The following is a 21,243-nucleotide window of genomic DNA, read 5'->3' as shown; positions in this document are numbered from 1 at the left end:
CTCAGCGTGGCCCCATGGCGGCGATGGCGTCCACCGACTCGCGAATCAGCGCAGGCCCCTTGTAGATGAAACCGGAGTAGATCTGCACAAGGCTTGCACCGGCCGCGATCTTCTCGGCGGCGTGCTTGCCTTCGGTGATACCGCCTGCTGCGATGATCGGCAGCTTGCCGCCCAGTTCGGCGGCCAGCATGCGCACCGTGTGGGTACTCTTGTCGCGTACCGGGGCGCCCGACAGCCCACCGGCCTCGTCAGCATGCGCCAGGCCTTCCACACCTTCGCGGCTAAGGGTGGTGTTGGTCGCGATCACTGCGTCCATGCCAGTGGCCAGCAAAGCCGACGCCACCTGTGCGGTTTCCTCATCGCTCATGTCCGGGGCAATCTTGATGGCCAGTGGTACGCGCTTGGCATGGGTCAGGGCCAACGCCTCACGGCGCTCGGCCAGGGCCTGGAGCAGTTGCTTGAGCGAATCGCCAAACTGCAGGCTGCGCAGGCCCGGGGTGTTGGGCGAACTGACGTTGACGGTGACGTAGCTGGCGTGACCGTAGACCTTCTCCAGGCAGATCAGGTAATCGTCCACTGCCCGCTCCACCGGGGTATCGAAGTTCTTGCCGATATTGATGCCCAGCACGCCATGGTAATTGGCCGCACGCACACGCTCGAGCAGATGGTCGACGCCCAGGTTGTTGAAGCCCATGCGGTTGATGATCGCCTCGGCTTCAGGCAGGCGGAACAGCCGCGGCTTGGGATTGCCTGGCTGCGGGCGCGGGGTCACGGTGCCGATCTCGACGAAACCGAAGCCCAGTTGAGCGAAGCCGTCGATGGCGGCACCGTTCTTGTCCAGCCCCGCTGCCAGCCCGACCGGGTTGGCGAACTGCAAGCCCATGACGGTTACCGGCAACTGCGCCGGCGCCTTGGTCAACAGCCCGTTGAGGCCCAGGCGCCCACCTGCACCGATCAGGTCCAGCGACAGGTCGTGGGAGGTTTCCGGGGACAGTTTGAACAGCAGCTGGCGGGCCAGGGTATACATGGGCAGGCTTAGCTCGAGGTGTGGGGAGGCAGCGATTATAGCGGTGCAGCCGCCACGAAGACAGGCCCGCGTACGCCTTGTACCCACCGCCCGATCAAATCGCAGGCAAAGAAAAGCCCGGCCGGAGCCGGGCTTTTCTCAAGCGTCAGACCAATTACTTGGCTTGGGCTTCTACTTGAGCTTCAACGCGACGGTTGACAGCGCGACCAGCTTCGGTGGCGTTGTCAGCTACCGGACGGGTCTCACCGTAGCCAACCGATTCAACGCGGTTCGACTCAACACCGTACTGGTTGGTCAGAACCTGCTTCACGGCGTTTGCACGACGCTCGGACAGCTTCTGGTTGTAAGCGTCAGGACCGACGGAGTCAGTGTGACCTTCAACAGTGGTGGTGGTGGATGGGTACTGCTTCATGAAGTCAGCCAGGTTCTTGATGTCGCCGTAGCTGTTTGGCTTGACGACCGACTTGTCGAAGTCGAACTTGACGTCCAGCTCTACACGAACGACTTCAGCAACAGCCGGGCAGCCATCAGCGTCAACGGTGACGTTGGCTGGGGTGTCAGGGCACTTGTCGACGTTGTCGCACACGCCATCGTTGTCGCTGTCGGAGCAGACTTCAGCTACTGGAGCTGGCGCAGGAGTCGGTGCAACCTTGCCACCGCTACCACCGAAGTTCAGACCCAGACCCAGGGATGGGCCCCACTCGGTGTTGCCGTTGTCGATGTTGTACATCGCTTCAACGCCAGCACGGGCGAACAGGTTGTCGGTGATGTACCACTTGGCGCCAGCGCCCAGGTTGGCGAAGGTGGAGTGATCGCGACCGTTACGGGTAGCTTGGCCCAGGCTCTCGTGAGCGAAACCAGCCGATACGTAAGGACGGATTGCGTCACCAACGGTACCCAGGTGGTAGGTGGCGTCCAGCTTGGCCTTGGAACCTTTGATGTCCTTGTTGAACACGTCGCCACGAGCGTTGTGAGTCTCGTTGTAGCCCAGGTCCAAGGACACGTCGTCGGTCAGGAAGTAACCGAGGCGAACACCAGGATTGGTGCCGTCGTTCTTGAAGTTACGCTCGCTGTCGTAGTACTGCTTGGTGACGTTGCCTTCAATTTCGACTGCGCCTTGGCCTTGTGCCAGAGCGCCGAAGGAAGTTGCGGCAACAAAAGAACCAATGGCCAAGCCCAAGGTGTTTTTCAATTTCATCCGTTAAATCCCCATCTGGTGATTGTTAAGTAGTCCCACCAAACCCGGGGGACAACTCGTCGACAAGTTTAGCAGACCTTGTCGATACGTTAGAGATATTTGCGACTCACTAAGTTTCGGTGAGGCCCGCAAATTTCTCGCGTAGCTTGTCGAGCGCACGCTTGTAGCGCATTTTCGTGGCGCTCAGGCCCATGTGCATGATGTCGGCGATCTCCTGGAACTCCAGCTCTGCGACAAATCGTAGCACCAGGATTTCGCGGTCGATCGGGTTCACATGAACCAGCCATTTATCCAGCCCGCCTTTCTCTTCCGGTTTGGGGGCCTTCTCTTCAGAGGCCTCCTCGAGCGGATCGAGACTTAGCGCATCCATCAAACGACGTTTGCGCCGCTCCTTGCGGTACTGGGTGATGCATTCGTTGTAGGTGATGCTGTAGAGCCAGGTCTTGAATTTCGACTTGCCTTCGAAATTCTTCAGGCCGTACAGCACCTTCAACATCACCTCCTGACAGACATCGTCAGCATCCCGATCGTTCCCCAGATAACGTGCACACACGTTAAAAAGGGTCCGCTGGTAGCGCCGCATGAGCTCTTCATAGGCGCGAGTAACATGAAAAAGCTCCTCATGCGAACGCGCCACCAACTCCTCATCAGTGAGCTCGCGGGGGTCGTAACGCATGGGCAGCGAGTGAACTTTATTCAAAACAAATCTGGCCGACAGTCAGGTCATTGTCGCCGCTCGCCCTGCCTGGGCGATTTTGCGGCGGCATACATTAGCAGGATTTGCCCGGTTAGCGGCTACTGACCCGCTGCTCCAGGAGGATCCGGTTCGACAGCGATACCAGTTCACCCTCGTCGGTGAGCACGGTCGTCTTGACCGTGCCGATCTCTTCGATCTGCCCCTCGACCTCGCCAATCTGGACCTGCTGGCCGACCTGATAGAGCTCACGTACGTAAATTCCAGCCAGGATCTGCCCGGCGATTTCACGGCTGCCCAGGCCCATGGCCAGCGCAACTGCCAGACCAACGGTAATCAACCCGATGACAATCACGTGGTTGAGCAGGTCGGTCTTGACCTCCAACTGGCTGATGGCCACCGAAATGCTGATGATGATGACCAGGCCCTGGGCGATACGCCCGACCCCTGCGGCGTATTCCAGGCCGATACCCTCGGCGGCACCGCGCACCAGGCCGTTGACGATCTGGGCCAGCAGCACACCGGCCAGCAGCACCAGCGCACCGCCAAACACCTTGGGCAGGTACAGCGCCAGCATGTCCAGGGTCGCCGAAACACGTTCAAGCCCCAGGGATTCGGCGGCCGAAACCAGGAAGATCAGCAGCACGAACCAGTAGACGATCTTGCCGATCAGCGTCGAGATCGGCACCTGGATGCCCACCCGGCTGAGCATCTTGGTCAGGCCGGTGCCGCCCATCAGGCGATCCAGGCCAAGCTTGGCCAGCAGCTTGGACAACAGGGTATCGAGCAGCTTGGCAACCACAAAGCCCAGCAGCACCACCACCAGCGCCCCAAACAGGTTGGGGATGAAGTTGGCGACTTTGGTCCACAAGGCGGTCATCGCCGCCACCAGGCTCTGGGTCCAGAGATCAAGTTCCATAATCAATCAGCCTTATCAGCTTTACGGGCAGAAGCGTTACGACGCACCGGCGCGACATGCGCCGAGCCATTGTTCACGGCGATCATCAGCGCCTGGCTCCAACGGCCGAGCAGGCTGAACAGATCGCCCGCGCCTACCTGACGGTTGGCGGTCTTGAGGACCCGGCCCAGGCAGGCGTCGTCGTCGCGATCTTTGCCGGACGGCGAGGCCTTGAGCAGGTCCCGCAGGGATTCTTCAAACGGATCGTGCATGGGCACCTCGCGCAATGTCTGTCAAAGACGAGACGCTCATAGGGCGGGTCACATGAACAATCTGCGCAAATGTTGTAGGAAATTTCAAGAAAGTGCCCCTATACCCAGCGAAGACGGCGAAACAGCCACCATTGGCCCAGGGCCAGCACGAGCACCAGCAAGCTGGCATAAAGGAAGCCGTAGGGGTTTTCCGAACCCGGAATGCCCCCCACGTTGATGCCCAGCAAGCCGGTCAGAAAGCTCATGGGCAGGAAGATACAGGTGATGATTCCGAAGCGGTACATGGTCTTGTTCATGCGTTCGCTCAGGCGCCGGTCCTCGCTTTCAAGCACCAGCGCCACGCGCTCGCGGGTCAGTTCCAGCTCTTCGAGGTAGCGGATCAGGCTGTTGTTGAGCTCGTTCCAGTAGTCGGCATCGTCCGGCGCGAACCATGGCCATTTGTTGCGCGCCAGCTGCGCATAGATTTCCCGCTGCGGCGCCAGGAACCGACGCAGGCCGGCGGCGCGCCGCCGCATCTGCTGCAGGCTGCCGTGCTCAGGCGTATACCGTTCGTCGGATTCGAGTTTTTCTTCCTCTTCATCCACCACTTCGGACAGGTCCGACACCAGCGCCTGGACCTTTTCGGTCAGCAACTGGGCCAGGCTCAGCAACAGCTCGGAGGCCGTGGTCGGGCCACGTCCCTCGTCCAGTTGCTGAAGCAGCTCGTCGGTGGCGCGCAGCGGCCGCAGGCGCAGCGAAATCACCCGCTGCGCCTGGGCGAAGATGCGCACCGACACCATGTCTTCGGGTTCGGCGCCCGGGTTGAGGTTGACCCCGCGCAGAAACAGCAACATCTGCGCATCCGGTAAAGGCACCAGGCGCGGCCGGGTGTTTTCCTCCAGCAGCAGGTCACAGGCGAAGGGGCTCAGGCCGCTGTCATGGCGCAGCCAGGTCTGGGTTTGCGGGTGGCTGCGATCCCAGTGCAGCCACAGGCTCTGCTCCGGCTGCAACTGCAGATCGTCCAGTTCGGTTCGAGCGATCGAACGCGCACCGCCCTTGCCATCGAGTACCAGGGCATGCACCAGCCCCCACTGCGCGTTTTCTTCCTCGAACATCCCTACCCCACGCACCGTCAGCGAAAATTACTCGGGCATCTTCAACGGGCTGGGCGACACGATGACACCGTTGTTGTCAGCGTACACGTACTCCCCCGGCCGGAAGGTCACACCAGCGAACGTGACCACCACATTCAGGTCACCAATGCCGCGCTTGTCGGTCTTCATCGGGTGGCTGGCCAGCGCCTGCACACCCAGATTGGTTTGCGCCAGCGCATCCACGTCACGCACGCAACCGTAGATCACCAGCCCTTCCCAGCCATTCTTGGCGGCCTTCTCGGCAATCATGTCACCCAGCAGCGCCCGGCGCAGCGAACCGCCGCCGTCGACCACCAGCACCTTGCCCTTGCCATCCAGGTCGGCTTGCGCCTTTACCAGCGAGTTGTCCTCGAAGCACTTGACGGTGACGATCTGACCGCCGAACGAATCGCGGCCGCCGAAGTTGCTGAACATCGGCTCCAGCACCTGCACCAGGTCCGGGTAGGCGTCACACAAGTCGGGGGTAAGGTAATGCATGGGAAACTCCTGTCGATGGCCAATTGAATGGAAAGCGGATTTCACACGTTCACTGAAAAGACGAAGCCGGCGCACCGGCGTTTAACCAAGGCTACACGCCGACGGGCTGCGGGTCACCTGTCTCGGCCGGGGCCAGCATGGCCTGCGGGTCGCTCAGCCAGCGCTCCACCAGCGGCCACACCTGGGCCTGGGCCGGTTTGCTGACCAGCATATCGACATGACCGAAATTGTCGAAGCCTTCCTCGCGCCCCAGCCGCACGAAACGCTTGTGCTCGCTGCCTATTTGCTCGAACAACTTGCGACAGGCCCACACCGGGTCCTGGTGATCTCCGGCCCCAGCCACCGCCAGCACCGGCACGCGCACCTCGGCAAGCCCGGCCCACCAGTCGCTCTGCTTGTCGCCAAAGCGTCCGAACAGGCCGAACCAGCGCATGCTTTCCAGCGCCAGGCCGATGGGCTCATCTTCGGGCCCGCGCTTGAGCCGCGAACCTGACAGGTGTGCAAAGCGCTTGAGCAGCAGGCGCCCGCCCCACTCCACCGGTGGGATTTTCAATGGCCAGTAGGTTCGGCTGACCTGGGTGCCGAAAAAGGCCGCACTGGCGACCTGCTCCTGGGCCAGGTAAGCCCCGCCCAATGCTGCCGCCAGCGTGGTACCGCCCAGCGAGTGGCCAAGCCAGTGCGGGGTGCGCCCGCTCACCTCGCACACGAACGCGGCAATTGCCGGCAGATCGTAACGGGCATAGTCCGCCACACGGTTGTGGCGGTAGTCGCGGTTGCGGGGTGACAGCCCATGGCCGCGCATTTCCGGTATCCACACGTCGAAACCGGCGCGTGCCAGGGTCGCGCCCAGGCCGATACCGCGCGGCGAGAACCAGAAGCGCCGGTTGGAAAAGCTGCCATGCAACAGGATGACCGGGGCACCGCGCACCTCGCTCTGGTCGGCCATGCCAAGGCGTGTCAGCGCCAGCTCGACCGTACGGTCGGGGCTGTTGCCGGCCTTGAGCCGATACACATCTTCGCTGAGGTCGCCGCGCCGCTCGGCACTGAGCAGGGCAACGGGAAAAAGAGTACTGCTGCTTTGCATAGGTTACTTGCACAAAAAAGGGCGAGCCCATCACTGGATCACGCCCTGAAAATCCGTTGAAGCGGCCGCCCGACGCCTCCTGGCTGGCGGCCGCTCCTCTTCAGCGCATCAGGCCTGGGCCTGGCCCTCGGCCAGGAAGAACCAGGTTTCGAGCACCGAGTCAGGGTTCAGCGAGACGCTTTCGATGCCCTGCTCCATCAGCCACTTGGCCAGGTCAGGGTGATCGGACGGGCCCTGGCCGCAGATACCGATGTACTTGCCGGCCTTGTTGCAGGCCTGGATGGCGTTGGCCAGCAGCTTCTTGACCGCAGGGTTACGCTCGTCGAACAGGTGCGCAATGATGCCGGAGTCGCGGTCCAGGCCCAGGGTCAGCTGGGTCAGGTCGTTGGACCCGATGGAGAACCCGTCGAAGTACTCGAGGAACTCATCGGCCAGGATCGCGTTGGAGGGCAGCTCGCACATCATGATCACACGCAGGCCGTTGACGCCACGGCCCAGGCCGTTCTCGGCCAGCAGGTCGACCACCTGGCTGGCTTCGCCCAGGGTCCGTACGAACGGCACCATGATCTCGACGTTGGTCAGGCCCATTTCGTCGCGCACGCGCTTGAGTGCACGGCACTCGAGCTCGAAGCAGTCACGGAACGATTCGCTGATGTAGCGCGAGGCGCCACGGAAGCCCAGCATCGGGTTTTCTTCTTCCGGCTCGTACAGCTTGCCGCCGATCAGGTTGGCGTACTCGTTGGACTTGAAGTCCGACAGGCGCACGATGACCTTCTTCGGCCAGAACGCTGCGGCCAGGGTGCTGATGCCCTCGACCAGCTTCTCGACGTAGAAACCGACCGGATCGCCGTAGCCGGCAATGCGCTTGTCGACGCTTTCCTTGAGCTCGGCCGGCAGGCCGGCATAGTTGAGCAGTGCCTTGGGGTGCACGCCGATCATGCGGTTGATGATGAATTCCAGGCGCGCCAGGCCGACACCGGCGTTGGGCAGCTGGGCAAAATCGAATGCGCGATCCGGGTTGCCGACGTTCATCATGATCTTGAACGGCAGGTCGGGCATGGCATCCACCGAGTTCTGGCGAATGTCGAAGCCCAGCTCGCCTTCGAAGATGAAGCCGGTATCGCCTTCGGCGCACGACACGGTCACGCCCTGGCCATCCTTGAGCAGCTGGGTGGCGTTGCCGCACCCGACCACCGCCGGAATGCCCAGTTCACGGGCAATGATCGCGGCGTGGCAGGTACGCCCGCCACGGTTGGTGACGATGGCGCTGGCGCGCTTCATCACCGGTTCCCAGTCCGGGTCGGTCATGTCGGACACCAGCACGTCGCCGGGCTGGACCTTGTCCATCTCCGACACGTCCTTGATGATCCGCACCTTGCCGGCACCGATGCGCTGGCCGATGGCACGGCCTTCCACCAGCACGGTGCCGGTTTCCTTGAGCAGGTAGCGCTCCATGACGTTGGCCTGGGCGCGGCTCTTCACGGTTTCAGGGCGCGCCTGCACGATGTACAGCTTGCCGTCGTCACCGTCCTTGGCCCACTCGATGTCCATCGGGCACTTGTAGTGCTGCTCGATGATCATGGCCTGCTTGGCCAGCTCGCTGACCTCTTCGTCGCTCAGGCAGAAACGGGTGCGGTCGGCCTTGTCGACATCGACGGTCTTGACCGAACGACCGGCCTTGGCCTCGTCGCCGTAGATCATCTTGATGGCCTTGCTGCCCAGGTTGCGGCGCAGGATGGCCGGGCGCCCGGCTTGCAGGGTGCCCTTGTGCACGTAGAATTCGTCGGGGTTGACTGCGCCCTGCACGACGGTTTCGCCCAGGCCGTAGGCGCCGGTGATGAACACCACGTCACGGAAACCCGACTCGGTGTCCAGGGTGAACATCACGCCGGCGGTGCCGGTTTCGGAACGCACCATGCGCTGCACGCCGGCCGACAGGGCCACCAGCTTGTGGTCGAAGCCCTGGTGCACGCGGTAGGAAATGGCGCGGTCGTTGAACAGCGAGGCGAACACTTCCTTGGCCGCGCGGATCACGTTGTCCACGCCGCGGATGTTCAGGAAGGTTTCCTGCTGCCCGGCAAACGAGGCATCCGGCAGGTCTTCGGCAGTGGCCGAGGAACGCACGGCGACAGCCATGTTCGCGTTGCCCTGGGACATTTCGGCGAAGGCGGTACGGATTTCGGTGTTCAACCGCTCGGGGAATTCGGCTTCCATGATCCACTGGCGGATCTGTGCGCCGGTGCGGGCCAGGGCATTGACGTCATCCACATCCAGCGCGTCGAGGGCGGCATGGATCTGGGCGTTCAGGCCGCTCTGCTCGAGAAAGTCACGATACGCCTGAGCCGTAGTGGCAAAGCCGCCGGGGACCGATACACCGGCGCCCGCGAGATTACTGATCATCTCTCCGAGGGATGCGTTCTTGCCCCCCACATGCTCTACATCATGGACGCCGAGCTTATCGAGGGAAACTACGTACTCTACCAAGGTGATCTCTCCACTAACTGTGTTGGAAAAGCTCATGACGCCGGTCAGTTCGCTGTGACCGTACCGGGCGTTTGTGGCCTGGACCTGGAAAATAAGTGAGAATGCCGACCAGGGATGTTCGGCAAACCGAACGTATCATATCCAAGAATCGTCACCAGCTTAAGGCCCAAGGCGCAAATGAAACGATCTGCTTTCTTTATTTCCGACGGCACCGGCATCACTGCCGAAACGCTGGGACAAAGCTTGTTGGCACAATTCGAGAGCATCGGGTTCAACAAGTTCACGCGACCGTACATCGACACCGTGGACAAAGCGCGCACCATGGTACAGCAAATCAATACCGCCGCAGAACGCGACGGCGTGCGCCCGATCATCTTCGACACCATCGTCAACCAGGATATCCGCGAGATCCTGGCCACCTCCAACGGCTTCATGATCGACATCTTCTCGACCTTCCTGGCGCCGCTGGAACAGGAGCTGACCGCCCATTCGTCGTATTCGGTGGGCAAATCGCACTCGATCGGCGGCAACTCCAACTACATGGAGCGCATCGAGGCGGTGAACTTCGCCCTGGACAACGACGACGGTGCGCGCACCCACTACTACGACAAGGCCGACCTGATCCTGGTGGGCGTATCGCGCTGCGGCAAGACCCCCACCTGCCTGTACATGGCCATGCAGTTCGGCATTCGCGCAGCCAACTACCCGCTGACCGAAGACGACATGGAGCGCCTGCAGCTGCCACCGGCCTTGAAGAACCACCAGCACAAGCTGTTCGGCCTGACCATCGACCCCGACCGCCTCACTGCCATTCGCCACGAGCGCAAGCCCAACAGCCGCTACGCCAGCTTTGCCCAGTGCGAGTTCGAGGTGCGCGAGGTGGAGAACCTGTTCCGGCGCGAGAACATTCCCAACATCAACTCCACGCATTTTTCGGTGGAAGAGATATCCGCCAAGATCCTGGTGGAGAAAGGCGTGGAGCGGCGCTTCAAGTAAGCCGCCCGGCCGGCCTTGCCGGCACAACGGCCCACCCCGCCAAAAGAAAGCCCCGGCACAGGCCGGGGCTTCTTTTTATCTGCTACACGCTCACGACGGCACCGCTGCCGACTGCCCGCTCAGCGCCAGGTCAACCAGCTCGCGGTTGGCCACCGCGTACATGGCGTAATCGGTGCCGGTGGCCGCACGCAGCTCATCGAGCATCGCGCGCCAGCGCTCCACCATCACCGCATGCTGCGCCAGCCACAAGGCTACCCGCGCATCCATGTCGGCAGGCGCATCGACCATCTGCAACACGGAGATGGTGATGGCGCGCTGCTGCAGGTCGATGTCATCGCGAAACGCTTCACGTGCCAGTGCCTGCCAGTTGTTCTCCACCGGCAGGTTGCTGATTTCCTGCAGGTACCAGGTCAGGTCCAGCGCGCTGCCCACGGCGAAGAACGCCTTGGCCACCTCGGCCGGGTCCTGGCCGGTCACATCGGAAGCCTCGATGATCGGCAACAGGGTGTACAGGTGCGTAGTGCCAGCCACCATGCGCGCCAGCAGCTCCGGCACGCCGGCTTCGACGAAGCCCTGGTAGCGGGTCATCCAGCGCTCGCGGGTCGGCCCCTCCAGCAGTTCGTCCAGCTTGAGCCCCAGCGCCGCGATCTTGGGCCCGAAGTGGGCCACGTCACGCCCGGCATCCTGCTCGTTGCGACGGCTGCGCAGGAACCAGCGGGTGGCCCGGCGGCCCAGGCGCATCAGCTCGTCCATCAGCGTCAGCTGCACTTCGGCGGGCACCAGGTAGTCCAGCGCCTCGATCTGGCGGAACCAGTGCGGCAGGTGGAAGATGTCGCGCACGATCACGTAGGCACCGGCCACGTTCGCCGGGCTCATGCCCGTGGACTCCTTGAGCCGCTGCACGAAGGTGATGCCCATGTTGTTGACCAGGTCGTTGGCGATCTGGGTGCTGACGATCTCGCGCTTGAGGCGATGGCGACGCATGGCCTCGGCGAACTTGTTCACCAGCGACGGCGGGAAGGCCGTCTCCATGTCGCGGGTCAGGTAGTCGTCATCCGGCACCAGCGACTGCAGCAGGGCTTCCTTGAGGTCGATCTTGCTGTACGAGATCAGCACCGACAGCTCGGCCCGGGTCAGGCCCTGGTTGGCCGCAATGCGCTCGGCCAGTTGCTCTTCGGTAGGCAGGAACTCGATGGCCCGGTCCAGCTTGCCGCGACTTTCCAGGTCGGCCATCAGGCGCTTGTACTCGGAAATCCGCTCACGCGCCCGGCGCGCCGCCAGCGACAGTGCCTGGGTCTGCTTGTAGTTGTTGCCCAGCACCAGCGCAGACACTTCGTCGGTCATGCTGCCCAGCAACTGGTTGCGCTGCTTCTCGGTCATGTCACCGGCCTGCACCACCTCGTTGAGCAGGATCTTGATGTTGACCTCGTGGTCGGAGCAGTCCACGCCACCGGCGTTGTCGATGAAGTCGGTGTTGGTCGCGCCGCCGTTGAGGCCGAACTCGACCCGACCCAGCTGGGTCATGCCCAGGTTGCCGCCCTCGCCCACCACCTTGCAGCGCAGCTCGTTGCCGTCCACGCGCAACGCGTCGTTGGCCTTGTCGCCCACATCGGCGTGGCTCTCTTCGCTGGACTTGACGTAGGTGCCGATACCGCCGTTCCACAGCAGGTCGACCGGCGCCTTGAGCAGCGCATTGAGCAGCTCGGTCGGGGTCAGCTTGTCGGCCTCGATGGCAAAGCGTTCCTTCATCTGCGGGCTGATGGCGATGCTCTTGGCACTGCGCGAGAAGATCCCGCCACCTTCGGACATGATGCTGGTGTCGTAGTCGCTCCAGGCCGACCGCGGCAGGTCGAACAGGCGCTTGCGCTCGGCAAAGCTGCTGGCAGGCTCCGGGTTCGGGTCGATGAAGATATGCAGGTGGTTGAAGGCAGCCACCAGTTGCAGCTTGTCGGACATCAGCAGGCCGTTGCCGAACACGTCGCCGGCCATGTCGCCCACACCGACCACGGTGATCGGGTCCTGCTGCACGTTGATGCCACGCTCGCGGAAATGGCGCTGCACGCCAACCCACGCGCCACGGGCGGTAATCCCCATCTTCTTGTGGTCGTAGCCGGCCGAGCCGCCCGAGGCAAAGGCGTCGCCCAGCCAGAAGCCGTAGTCGATGGCGATGCCGTTGGCGATGTCCGAGAAGGTCGCGGTGCCCTTGTCGGCCGCCACCACCAGGTACGGGTCGTCATCGTCGTGACGCACCACGTTGACCGGCGGCACCAGCACGCCGTCCTTGAGGTTGTCGGTAATGTCCAGCAGGCCGGAAATGAAGATGCGGTAGCAGGCGATGCCTTCGGCCTGGATATCGTCGCGGCTGCCGCCCAGCGGCAGGCGGCGCGGCAGGAAGCCACCCTTGGCACCCACCGGCACGATCACCGAGTTCTTCACCTGCTGCGCCTTCACCAGGCCCAGCACTTCGGTACGGAAGTCCTCTTCGCGGTCCGACCAGCGCAGCCCGCCGCGTGCCACGTTGCCAAAGCGCAGGTGCACGCCCTCGACCCGCGGCGAATACACGAAGATCTCGAACTTGGGCACCGGCTTGGGCAGCTCGGGAATCAGCCTTGGGTTGAACTTGAAGCTGAAGTACGACTTGGCCTGGCCATTGGCGTCGGTCTGGTAGAAGTTGGTGCGCAGGGTGGCCTTGATCAGGTCCAGGTAGCGACGCAGGATGCGGTCTTCGTTGAGCACCTGCACGTCGTCCAGCGCGGTCAGGATCGCCTGTTCCAGGCGTTGCTGCTTGTCGTCCAGGTCATCCCCGGCCAGCTTGCGCGCCAGGTAGAAGCGGGTCTTGAACAGCCGGGTCAGCTCGCGGGCGATGTCGGTATGGTTGTTCAGGGTGCTGGCGATGTAGCCCAGGTCGAAGCCCAGGCGAATCTGCTTGAGGTAGCGGGCATAGGCGCGCAGCAGCGCCACGTCGCGCCACGGCAGGCCGGCGGTCAGTACCAGACGGTTGAACGCATCGTTTTCGGCGTCGCCGTTGACGATGTGCACGAAGGCGTCCTGCAGGGTGTCGTTGAGCTGCTGGATATCCAGGTTCAGGCCTTCGCTGTAGGTGAAGGCAAAGTCATGAATCCAGAACTCGCGGCCATTGCTGTGGCGAAGACGGTACGGGAACTCGCCCAGTACGCGCAGGCCCAGGTTTTCCAGGATCGGCAGCACGTCCGACAGCGCCAGCGGGGTGTCGGCGTGGTACAGCTTGCAGTGCAGTTGCTGTTTGCCGGCCTGGGTCAGCGGCTGGTAGAAGCTCATCACCAACGGCTTGCTGTCGGACAGGGTCAGCAGGTGCTGCATGTCCACCACCGCCGAATGCGCGGCAAAGCGCTCGCGGTAGCCGGCCGGGAAGCCTTTGGGGAAGTCGGCCAGCACATTGGTGCCCTGGGCCTCGCCGAAGCTCTCGACGGTCAGGCTGGCATAGTCGTCCTGCCACGAACGGCAGGCCTGCACCACTTCGTTTTCCAGCTGCTGGGGGTCGATGTCGATGCGGTTTTTCGGGTCGACTCGCAGAATCAGTTGCACGCGGGCCAGCACCGACTCGGAGAAGAAGGTCCAGAACTCGCAGTCGCTGGCCTTCAGGCGCTCCATCAGCACCTGCTGGATCTTCTGGCGCACCTCGGTGGAATAGATGTCGCGCGGCACATAGGCCAGGCAGTAGCAGAAGCGCCCGTAGGGGTCCTTGCGCAGGAACACGCGAATCTTGTTGCGCTCCTGGATCTGCACGATCGACATCACGGTGCTGAACAGCTCGTCCACCGGGGTCTGGAACAGGTCGTCGCGCGGCAGCACCTCAAGTACCTGGGCCAGCTCCTTGCCCAGGTGGGCCTTGGCGTCGAAGCCCGAACGGCGCTCCACTTCGGCGACCTTGCCGCGAATGTACGGGATCACCCGCACACTTTCGCCATACACCGACGAGGTGTACAGGCCCATGAAGCGGCATTCCTTGATCACCTTGCCGTCGGCGTCCAGCTGGCGGATCGACACGTAGTCCGGGTAGGCCGGGCGGTGCACACGGCTGGGGTGCGCGGCCTTGGCGAACGACAGCAGCAGCGGCTCGTTGAGGTAATTGACGGCGTAGTCTTCGATGCGCAGGTCGTCGGCGCTGAGGCCGCTGCGCAGGCGGCGGGTCAGGCCGAGGAAGGACTGCTCGTCATACTCCAGCTGGCCGCCCTGGGCGTCGGCCTTGACCACGAACTCTTCGTAGCCCAGGAAGGTGAAATGGTTGCTCACCAGCCATTGCAGGAAGCTCTTGACCTCGTCCTTCTCGGCAGCGGCCGGGGCGTAGGCCGTGTGGTCGATCAGCTCGAGCAGCTCGCGCACCTTGGCCTTCATCGGCTCGAAATCGGCCACCACCACGCGCACTTCGGCCAGCACCTGCTCCAACTCGCGGGCCAGCAGGTTGAGCTCGGCGGCATTGGCGCAGCGGTCGATCTCCAGGTACATCAGCGATTCCTGCAGGATGCCCTCACCCTGGGTGCCCTTGGGCAGAATCTCCAGCAGCTCGCCCTTGGCCCCGCGACGCACGCTGAGCACGGTGGTCTGCAGGGTATGGATGCTGTAGCCGCGGCGGTTGAGCTCGGTACGCACCGAGTCGACCAGAAACGGCAGGTCATGGTGCAGCACTTCCACGGCCGTGTGGGTGGACTGCCAGCCGTGGCGTTCGTAATCGGGGTTGTAGACCCGAACCTGGGGTTCGGTGTGGTCGAAGCGTTCGATGATGCGCCAGGCCGAGAGGGTGCAGCCGGCCAGGTCGGAGAGGCGACGCTGGGTCAATTCGTCAAGAGAGATGATGCCAAAGAACTGCTCGGCAAACAGCGCCACTTGTGGCAGTGCCTGTTCCCCGATGTGCTGCGCCAGGGCCGCCTGCAGTTGATGCTGGAAGTCGGCTTTGCTGGCTGCGGTGAAAAACGCCATCTGTGGTACTCCGCTTGGGCTTGTTATTGAGTGAAGCGTCGCGCACATGCCGTCATGCTCGGATCAACCATAGCCAACCACACGCTGGGTGTCGTCGGGTTGTCCATCGACAGGGCAGCTTAACGACTGGCCGGTCACCCCTGCTTGCGATGCTGCGACATATTCGGTCAATCAGCGGCAGGCGGCGATTTATCCATTGACCGAAGACTGGCACACTCGCGTTTCACTTCTTGACCACCGAGCCGTCCATGCAACTGACCACCCCCCTGCTCTTCGCCACCCCCTGCGATGATGAAGAAGACAACATGGCCACCCTGTGCTGCCACAGCGACAAGGGCCAGATGTTCCTCATGACCCGCTACCCGGACGAAGACACGGTGGACATCACCCTGGATGACGAACCGAGCACACTGGACGGCATCAAGGTCACCCTCAGTGCCAGGCGCCTGCTGATCGAAGTGGCACCGGGAGACGCCGACGTGTTCAACGGCGCCGATCATCTGGAAATCACCCTCAGCAGCGACGGCACCGACCTCGCCGAAGTCGAGCAGACCCTGCAGAACATCCTCAAGGGCACCGGCACCTACGTCAGCGAGCTGTAACCCCGTCAAGGAGCCCCCATGCCCCAGCCGATCTTCGACGCCCACTGCCACATCATCGACCCGCGCTTCGCGCTGGTGCCCAACAACGGCTACCTGCCCGAGGCCTTCACCACCGAAGACTACCTGGCGGCCGTCACGCCGCTGGGCATCTGCGGCGGCGCGGTGGTGTCGGGCTCGTTCCAGGCCTTCGACCAGGGCTACCTGCTGGCCGCCTTGAAACAGCTGGGCCCAGGCTACGTGGGGGTGACACAGGTGCCGGCCGGCATCAGCGATGCCGAGCTGCTCGCGCTGGATGCCGCCGGCGTGCGTGCGCTGCGCTTCAACCTCAAGCGCGGCGGCTCGGCGCCGGCCGATCAGCTCGAAGCCATGGCCCTGCGCGTGTTCGAACTGGCCGGCTGGCACGTCGAGCTGTACGTCGATTCGCGCGAGCTGGGCGAGCTGACCCCGCTGCTGCGCCGCTTGCCGGCGGTGAGCATCGACCACCTGGGCCTGCGCCGCGAAGGCCTGCCGGCGCTGCTACAACTGGCCGAGGCAGGTGTGCGCATCAAGGCCTGCGGCTTTGGCCGGGTCGATTTCGATGTGGCCGCTGCCTTGCGCGACATCGATGCCGCCAACCCCCACGCCCTGATGTTCGGCAGCGACCTGCCCTCCACCCGCGCACCGCGCCCGTTCGACCCGGCCGATATCCAGCTGATCCGCCACACGCTGGGCAGCACCAGTGTCGAGCGCGTGCTGTGGGGTAACGCACGGGCGTTCTATCGCCTGCAACCCCAGGCACATTCTTGACAACATGCAACTGCACGGGCATTGTCTGACAACCTGACCTACTGGCTTTATCCTTCATGCTCGAGCTTCAACGCCCCGACACCCTGGTGGAACGCGTCGTCAGCGCCATCCGCACCGAGATCGACTCGGGGCGCCTGGCCGCCGAAGCACGCCTGCCCACCGAGCAGCAACTGGCCGAACAGCTGAATGTCAGCCGCTCGGTGGTGCGCGAGGCGATCTCCCAGCTCAAGGCCGATGGTGTACTGATCGCCCGGCGCGGGCTGGGCTCGTACATTTCGCAGAACCCGACCGGCACGGTGTTCCGCTTCCCCAGCAACAACGGGCGCAGTGCCGACTTGGTGCAGATGTTCGAAGTGCGCCTGTGGATCGAAACCCAGGCCGCTTCGATTGCCGCCCAGCGCCGCGACCAGGCAGACCTGGCGCGCATGGCCAAGGCCCTGCAGGAAATGATCGACAAGCGCAGCCAGTTCGACGTGGCCGCGGCTGCCGACGTGGAGTTTCACCGCGCAATTGCCGAAGCCAGCAAGAACGACTACTTCGTCGCCTTCCATGACTTTCTGCGCGGCCAGCTGGCTGCCGCGCGCAAGACCGCGTGGGAGAACTCGGCGGCGCATTCGGTAGGCGGCTCGGCCGACGCCAATCGCGAACACCAGGCGCTGTACCAGGCGATTGCCGACGGTGACCGCCAGCGCGCCGCGGCCTGCGCCGAAGCGCACCTGCGGGCCTCGGCCAAGCGCCTGAAGCTGGACCTGCCAGCCATGGAATGAACATCACGTGACGGGCGCTGCGGATCAGCGCCCTTTTCTTCGCACTACTTAGTCTGACAACCTGATAACCAGATAAGAATACCAAGGTGACCCCTGCATGATTTACGACTACTGCATCATCGGCGGCGGCATCGTCGGCCTCGCCACCGCCATGGCGCTGCTCAAGCGCCAGCCTGGCGCCTCGCTGGTCATCCTGGAGAAGGAAACCACACTGGCCCGGCACCAGACCGGCCATAACAGCGGGGTCATCCACGCCGGCATCTACTACGCACCCGGCAGCCTCAAGGCCGACCTGTGCAAGCGCGGCGCCCAGGCCACCAAAGACTTCTGCGACACCCACGCCATCAAGTACGAGGTGTGCGGCAAGCTGCTGGTGGCGTCCAACCCGCTCGAGGTGCAACGCATGCAGGCGCTGTACGAGCGCTCGCAACAGAACGGGCTGAAGGTCGAGCGCCTGGATGCCGCCGAACTGCGCCGTCGTGAGCCGAACATCGTCGGCCTGGGCGGGCTGTTCCTCGATGCCACCGGCATCGTCGACTACAAGCAGGTGTGCCAGGCCATGGCCAAGGTCATCCAGGCCGCCGGCAGCGAGATCTGCCTGGACACCCGCGTGGCGGCGATCGCCGAAAGCGGCGACAGCGTCACCATCAGCAGCGAAGACCGCGTATGGCGCGCCAGGCAGCTGGTCGCCTGCGCCGGTCTGCAGTCGGACCGCCTGGCGGCGCTGGCCGGGGTCAGGATCGACCACCAGATCATCCCGTTTCGCGGCGAGTACTTCCGCCTGCCAGCCACCAAGAACCAGATCGTCAATCACCTGATCTACCCGATCCCCGACCCGGAGCTGCCGTTTCTGGGCGTGCACCTCACCCGCATGATCGACGGCAGCGTCACTGTCGGGCCGAATGCGGTGCTGGGCCTGGGCCGCGAGAACTACGGCAAGTTCTCGATCAACTGGCGCGACGTGGCGCAGTACGCCCGCTTCCCCGGCTTCTGGAAAACCCTGTGGAACAACCTCGGTTCGGGCACCACCGAGATGAAGAACTCGCTGTTCAAGCGCGGCTACCTGGAACAGTGCCGCAAATACTGCCCTTCGCTCGAGGTCGACGACCTGCTGCCCTACGAGGCGGGCATCCGCGCCCAGGCGGTGATGCGTGACGGCACCCTGGTGCACGACTTCCTGTTCGCCGAGACCCCGCGCATGGTCCACGTGTGCAACGCACCGTCGCCGGCAGCCACCTCGGCCATCCCGATCGGCGAAATGATCGCCGACCGCCTGCTCACACCACGCTGATCCGCATTGCTGCACGGGCGCCCGCCGCCCGCTTGAAAATAACTACAAAGACCAACAAGGAATCTCTCGATGTCGGTACATGAAGCGGTCACCACCGCAACCGAAACCCCGGAACAGAACAGGAAGCGCCTGCGCAAGGTCGCGGCGGCCACCATCTTCGGCTCGATGCTGGAGTGGTACGACTTCTACCTGTACGCCACCATGGCGGCCATCGTGTTCTCGAAGATCTTCTTCGACGCCAGCAACCCTCAGGTTGCCTCGCTGCTGGCCTTCTCCACCTTTGCCATCGGCTTTATCGCGCGCCCGTTCGGCGGCGTGCTGTTCGGCTACCTGGGCGACCGTTTCGGGCGCAAGCAGGTACTGGTGGTGACCTTCTGCATGATGGGCCTGTGCACCACCCTGATCGGCCTGATCCCCAGCTACGCCAGCATTGGCATCTGGGCGCCGATCATCCTGGTGCTGGTGCGCATCATCCAGGGCCTGGGCGCGGGCGCCGAGCTATCCGCCGCGGCCGTGACCAGCTACGAACATGCCAGCGAAGGCAAGCGCGGCAGTCAGGGTGCCTGGCCTGCGCTGGGGCTCAACCTGGGCCTGCTGCTGTCGTCGCTGACCGTGTACCTGCTGACCATGAACGGCAACGACTTCCTGCTCTCGGGCGGCTGGCGCATCCCGTTCATCTGCAGCATCGTGCTGGTGGGCGTGGGCTTCTGGGTACGCCGCAGCATTCCGGAAACCCCGCAGTTCGCCGAACTCGAGCAGGCGCCGAAAAAAGCCAAGGTGTCGCCGCTCAAGGCGCTGTTCAAGAACGACCTCAAGGGCCTGGCCGTGGTGTTCTTCGTGGCCATCGGCTACAACGCCCTGAGCTACATCTTCAAGACCTTCTCGCTGGCCTACCTGACCCAGTTCAAGGGTGTGGAGGCCCACGTGACCTCGCTGTCGGTGACCATTGCCAGCCTGGTGGCGATCGTGGCGGTGCCATGCTTCGGCTGGTTGTGCGACAAATGGAGCAGCAAGGCCGTGCTGATCATGGGCGGTCTGTTCTCGGTATTGTTCGCGTACCCGTTCATGGCCCTGCTCAACACCGCCGAGCCGCTGATGATCTACATCGCCATCGCCATTGGTACCGGCCTGCTGGCGCCGATGATGTTCGCCCCGCAGGGTTCGTTCCTCAGCCGCCAGTTCCCCACGGCCACGCGCTCTTCGGGCTTTGGCACCGGGCGCGAGATCGGCACCGCGGTGGCCGGTGGCCTGGCGCCACTGGGCGGCCTGGCACTGGTGGCCAGCTCGCCGACCCATTCGACCGACGGCGTGGTGGCGATCCTGGCGATTGCCGCAGTGTTCGTGGTGGTGTTCGCCCTGTGTGACCAGGGGCGCAAGCACTCCAGCTTCAAGAACTGACTCGCCTGGCTAATCATCGCGGGTCAAGCCCGCTCCCACAAGAACAGCGCCGACCTTGTGGGAGCGGGCTTGACCCGCGATGGCGGCACCGATGATTTGTGATCTGCGCTCAAATTTACCCACCCACCATTAGTCGCCGCACCCCCGGATGGATTAAAGTATCAGCCCCTGCCCGGGCGTTGTTGCCCTCCCCCCGGGCGCACGCCCAGGAACCGTCCCGATGGAACATCGTGAAGCGCTCATCGCGCTGCGCACCTTTCTCTCCACCCAGATTCTTGGCCAGGAAAAACTGGTCGAGCGCCTGCTCATCGTGCTGCTCGCCGATGGTCATATGCTGGTGGAGGGTGCGCCGGGCCTGGCCAAGACCAAGGCCATCAAGGAACTCGCCGAAGGCGTCGAGGCGCAGTTCCACCGCATCCAGTTCACCCCCGACCTGCTGCCCGCCGACATCACCGGCACCGAAATCTATCGCCCTGAAACCGGCAGCTTCGTGTTCCAGCAGGGTCCGATCTTCCACAACCTGGTGCTGGCCGACGAAATCAACCGCGCCCCGGCCAAGGTCCAGTCTGCCCTGCTCGAGGCCATGGCCGAGCGCCAGGTCAGCGTGGGGCGCAGCACCTACGAGCTGTCGCCCCTGTTCCTGGTGATGGCCACGCAGAACCCCATCGAGCAGGAAGGCACCTACCCGCTGCCCGAAGCCCAGCTCGACCGTTTCCTGATGCACGTGAAAATCGGCTTTCCCGATGCCGCCGTGGAGCGGCGCATCCTGCAGCAGGCGCGCGGCGAGGCGCTCAACGGCGAAACCAAGCCCGAACGCCGGGTCAGCCAGCAGGCGATCTTCGCCGCACGCAAGGAGATCCTCGGCCTGTACATGGCCGACGCAGTGGAGGAGTACCTGGTGCAACTGGTGATGGCCACCCGCACCGGTGCCAAGTACGACGCCGAACTCGGCGACTGGATCGCCTACGGCGCCAGCCCGCGCGGCTCCATTGCCCTGGACCGCTGCGCACGCGCCCACGCCTGGCTGGCCGGACGCGACTTCGTGAGCCCCGAAGACATCCAGGCGGTGCTGTTCGATGTGCTGCGCCACCGCATCATTCTTTCGTTCGAGGCCGAAGCGGCCGGTATCGACCAGGACCGGGTGATCCAGCGCATCCTCGACGTCGTCGCCGTGGCCTGA

General features: G+C 63.5%; 17 protein-coding genes. 7 read left to right on the top strand and 10 right to left on the bottom strand.

Annotated elements, in window-relative coordinates; all coding sequences use genetic code 11:
- Position 1: 1 nt before the first annotated feature.
- The 9 genes from ACPRTJ_RS18595 to ppsA all read right to left on the bottom strand — a co-directional run bounded on the left by ACPRTJ_RS18595 (position 2) and on the right by ppsA (position 9,267).
- Positions 2–1,027 (bottom strand): quinone-dependent dihydroorotate dehydrogenase, encoded by a 1,026-nt coding sequence (locus ACPRTJ_RS18595; RefSeq protein WP_043864607.1) that lies wholly within the window; start codon positions 1,025–1,027, stop codon positions 2–4.
- A 154-nt stretch (positions 1,028–1,181) separates the two neighbouring features.
- Positions 1,182–2,225 (bottom strand): OmpA family protein, encoded by a 1,044-nt coding sequence (locus ACPRTJ_RS18590; RefSeq protein WP_043864608.1) that lies wholly within the window; start codon positions 2,223–2,225, stop codon positions 1,182–1,184.
- Between the two features lie 109 nt (positions 2,226–2,334).
- Entirely contained in the window at positions 2,335–2,901 is a 567-nt protein-coding gene (gene sigX, locus ACPRTJ_RS18585) for an RNA polymerase sigma factor SigX (protein WP_010223317.1), read from the bottom strand.
- A gap of 112 nt (positions 2,902–3,013) precedes the next feature.
- Positions 3,014–3,838 (bottom strand): mechanosensitive ion channel family protein, encoded by an 825-nt coding sequence (locus ACPRTJ_RS18580; protein ID WP_043864609.1) that lies wholly within the window; start codon positions 3,836–3,838, stop codon positions 3,014–3,016.
- Between the two features lie 2 nt (positions 3,839–3,840).
- Complete coding sequence (locus ACPRTJ_RS18575; RefSeq protein ID WP_043864610.1) at positions 3,841–4,089, bottom strand: hypothetical protein; 249 nt, start codon at positions 4,087–4,089, stop codon at positions 3,841–3,843.
- Between the two features lie 98 nt (positions 4,090–4,187).
- Positions 4,188–5,183, bottom strand: coding sequence for a zinc transporter ZntB (locus ACPRTJ_RS18570; protein ID WP_043864611.1), 996 nt, complete (start codon positions 5,181–5,183; stop codon positions 4,188–4,190).
- A gap of 27 nt (positions 5,184–5,210) precedes the next feature.
- A complete protein-coding gene (gene rraA / locus ACPRTJ_RS18565) occupies positions 5,211–5,699 on the bottom strand; it encodes a ribonuclease E activity regulator RraA (RefSeq protein WP_043864612.1) in 489 nt (162 codons plus the stop codon).
- Between the two features lie 91 nt (positions 5,700–5,790).
- Positions 5,791–6,783: an alpha/beta fold hydrolase gene (locus tag ACPRTJ_RS18560; protein ID WP_043864613.1), complete on the bottom strand. Its 993-nt coding sequence runs from the start codon at positions 6,781–6,783 to the stop codon at positions 5,791–5,793.
- A gap of 108 nt (positions 6,784–6,891) precedes the next feature.
- On the bottom strand, positions 6,892–9,267 hold the full coding sequence (gene ppsA / locus ACPRTJ_RS18555) for a phosphoenolpyruvate synthase (RefSeq protein WP_350488904.1): 2,376 nt from the start codon (positions 9,265–9,267) through the stop codon (positions 6,892–6,894).
- Between the two features lie 177 nt (positions 9,268–9,444).
- On the opposite strand from ppsA, the gene ppsR reads away from it, so the two are divergent.
- Entirely contained in the window at positions 9,445–10,263 is an 819-nt protein-coding gene (gene ppsR / locus ACPRTJ_RS18550; protein ID WP_043864615.1) for a posphoenolpyruvate synthetase regulatory kinase/phosphorylase PpsR, read from the top strand.
- Between the two features lie 90 nt (positions 10,264–10,353).
- Here ppsR and ACPRTJ_RS18545 read toward each other — a convergent pair whose 3' ends face one another.
- A complete protein-coding gene (locus ACPRTJ_RS18545; RefSeq protein WP_116055061.1) occupies positions 10,354–15,219 on the bottom strand; it encodes an NAD-glutamate dehydrogenase in 4,866 nt (1,621 codons plus the stop codon).
- Positions 15,220–15,467: 248 nt separating this feature from the next.
- Between ACPRTJ_RS18545 and ACPRTJ_RS18540 the strand changes: the two genes are divergently transcribed.
- The 6 genes from ACPRTJ_RS18540 (at position 15,468) to ACPRTJ_RS18515 (ending at position 21,243) form a co-directional block, all read left to right on the top strand.
- Entirely contained in the window at positions 15,468–15,821 is a 354-nt protein-coding gene (locus ACPRTJ_RS18540; protein WP_043864617.1) for a hypothetical protein, read from the top strand.
- Between the two features lie 18 nt (positions 15,822–15,839).
- A complete protein-coding gene (locus ACPRTJ_RS18535; protein WP_426427168.1) occupies positions 15,840–16,607 on the top strand; it encodes an amidohydrolase family protein in 768 nt (255 codons plus the stop codon).
- Between the two features lie 56 nt (positions 16,608–16,663).
- Positions 16,664–17,374 (top strand): FadR/GntR family transcriptional regulator, encoded by a 711-nt coding sequence (locus ACPRTJ_RS18530; RefSeq protein WP_043864619.1) that lies wholly within the window; start codon positions 16,664–16,666, stop codon positions 17,372–17,374.
- A 97-nt stretch (positions 17,375–17,471) separates the two neighbouring features.
- A complete protein-coding gene (gene lhgO, locus ACPRTJ_RS18525) occupies positions 17,472–18,665 on the top strand; it encodes an L-2-hydroxyglutarate oxidase (RefSeq protein ID WP_426427167.1) in 1,194 nt (397 codons plus the stop codon).
- A 69-nt stretch (positions 18,666–18,734) separates the two neighbouring features.
- Positions 18,735–20,063 carry an MFS transporter gene (locus ACPRTJ_RS18520; protein WP_043864621.1) on the top strand — a complete coding sequence of 443 codons (1,329 nt, stop codon included), beginning with the start codon at positions 18,735–18,737 and terminating at the stop codon, positions 20,061–20,063.
- Positions 20,064–20,283: 220 nt separating this feature from the next.
- A complete protein-coding gene (locus ACPRTJ_RS18515) occupies positions 20,284–21,243 on the top strand; it encodes an AAA family ATPase (RefSeq protein ID WP_043864622.1) in 960 nt (319 codons plus the stop codon).

The organism is Pseudomonas palmensis (assembly GCF_049942755.1).
GTDB classification, from domain to species: domain Bacteria; phylum Pseudomonadota; class Gammaproteobacteria; order Pseudomonadales; family Pseudomonadaceae; genus Aquipseudomonas; species Aquipseudomonas palmensis.
The sequence above is the reverse complement of the archived record's forward strand: the minus strand, read 5'-3'. Positions and strand labels throughout refer to the sequence as shown.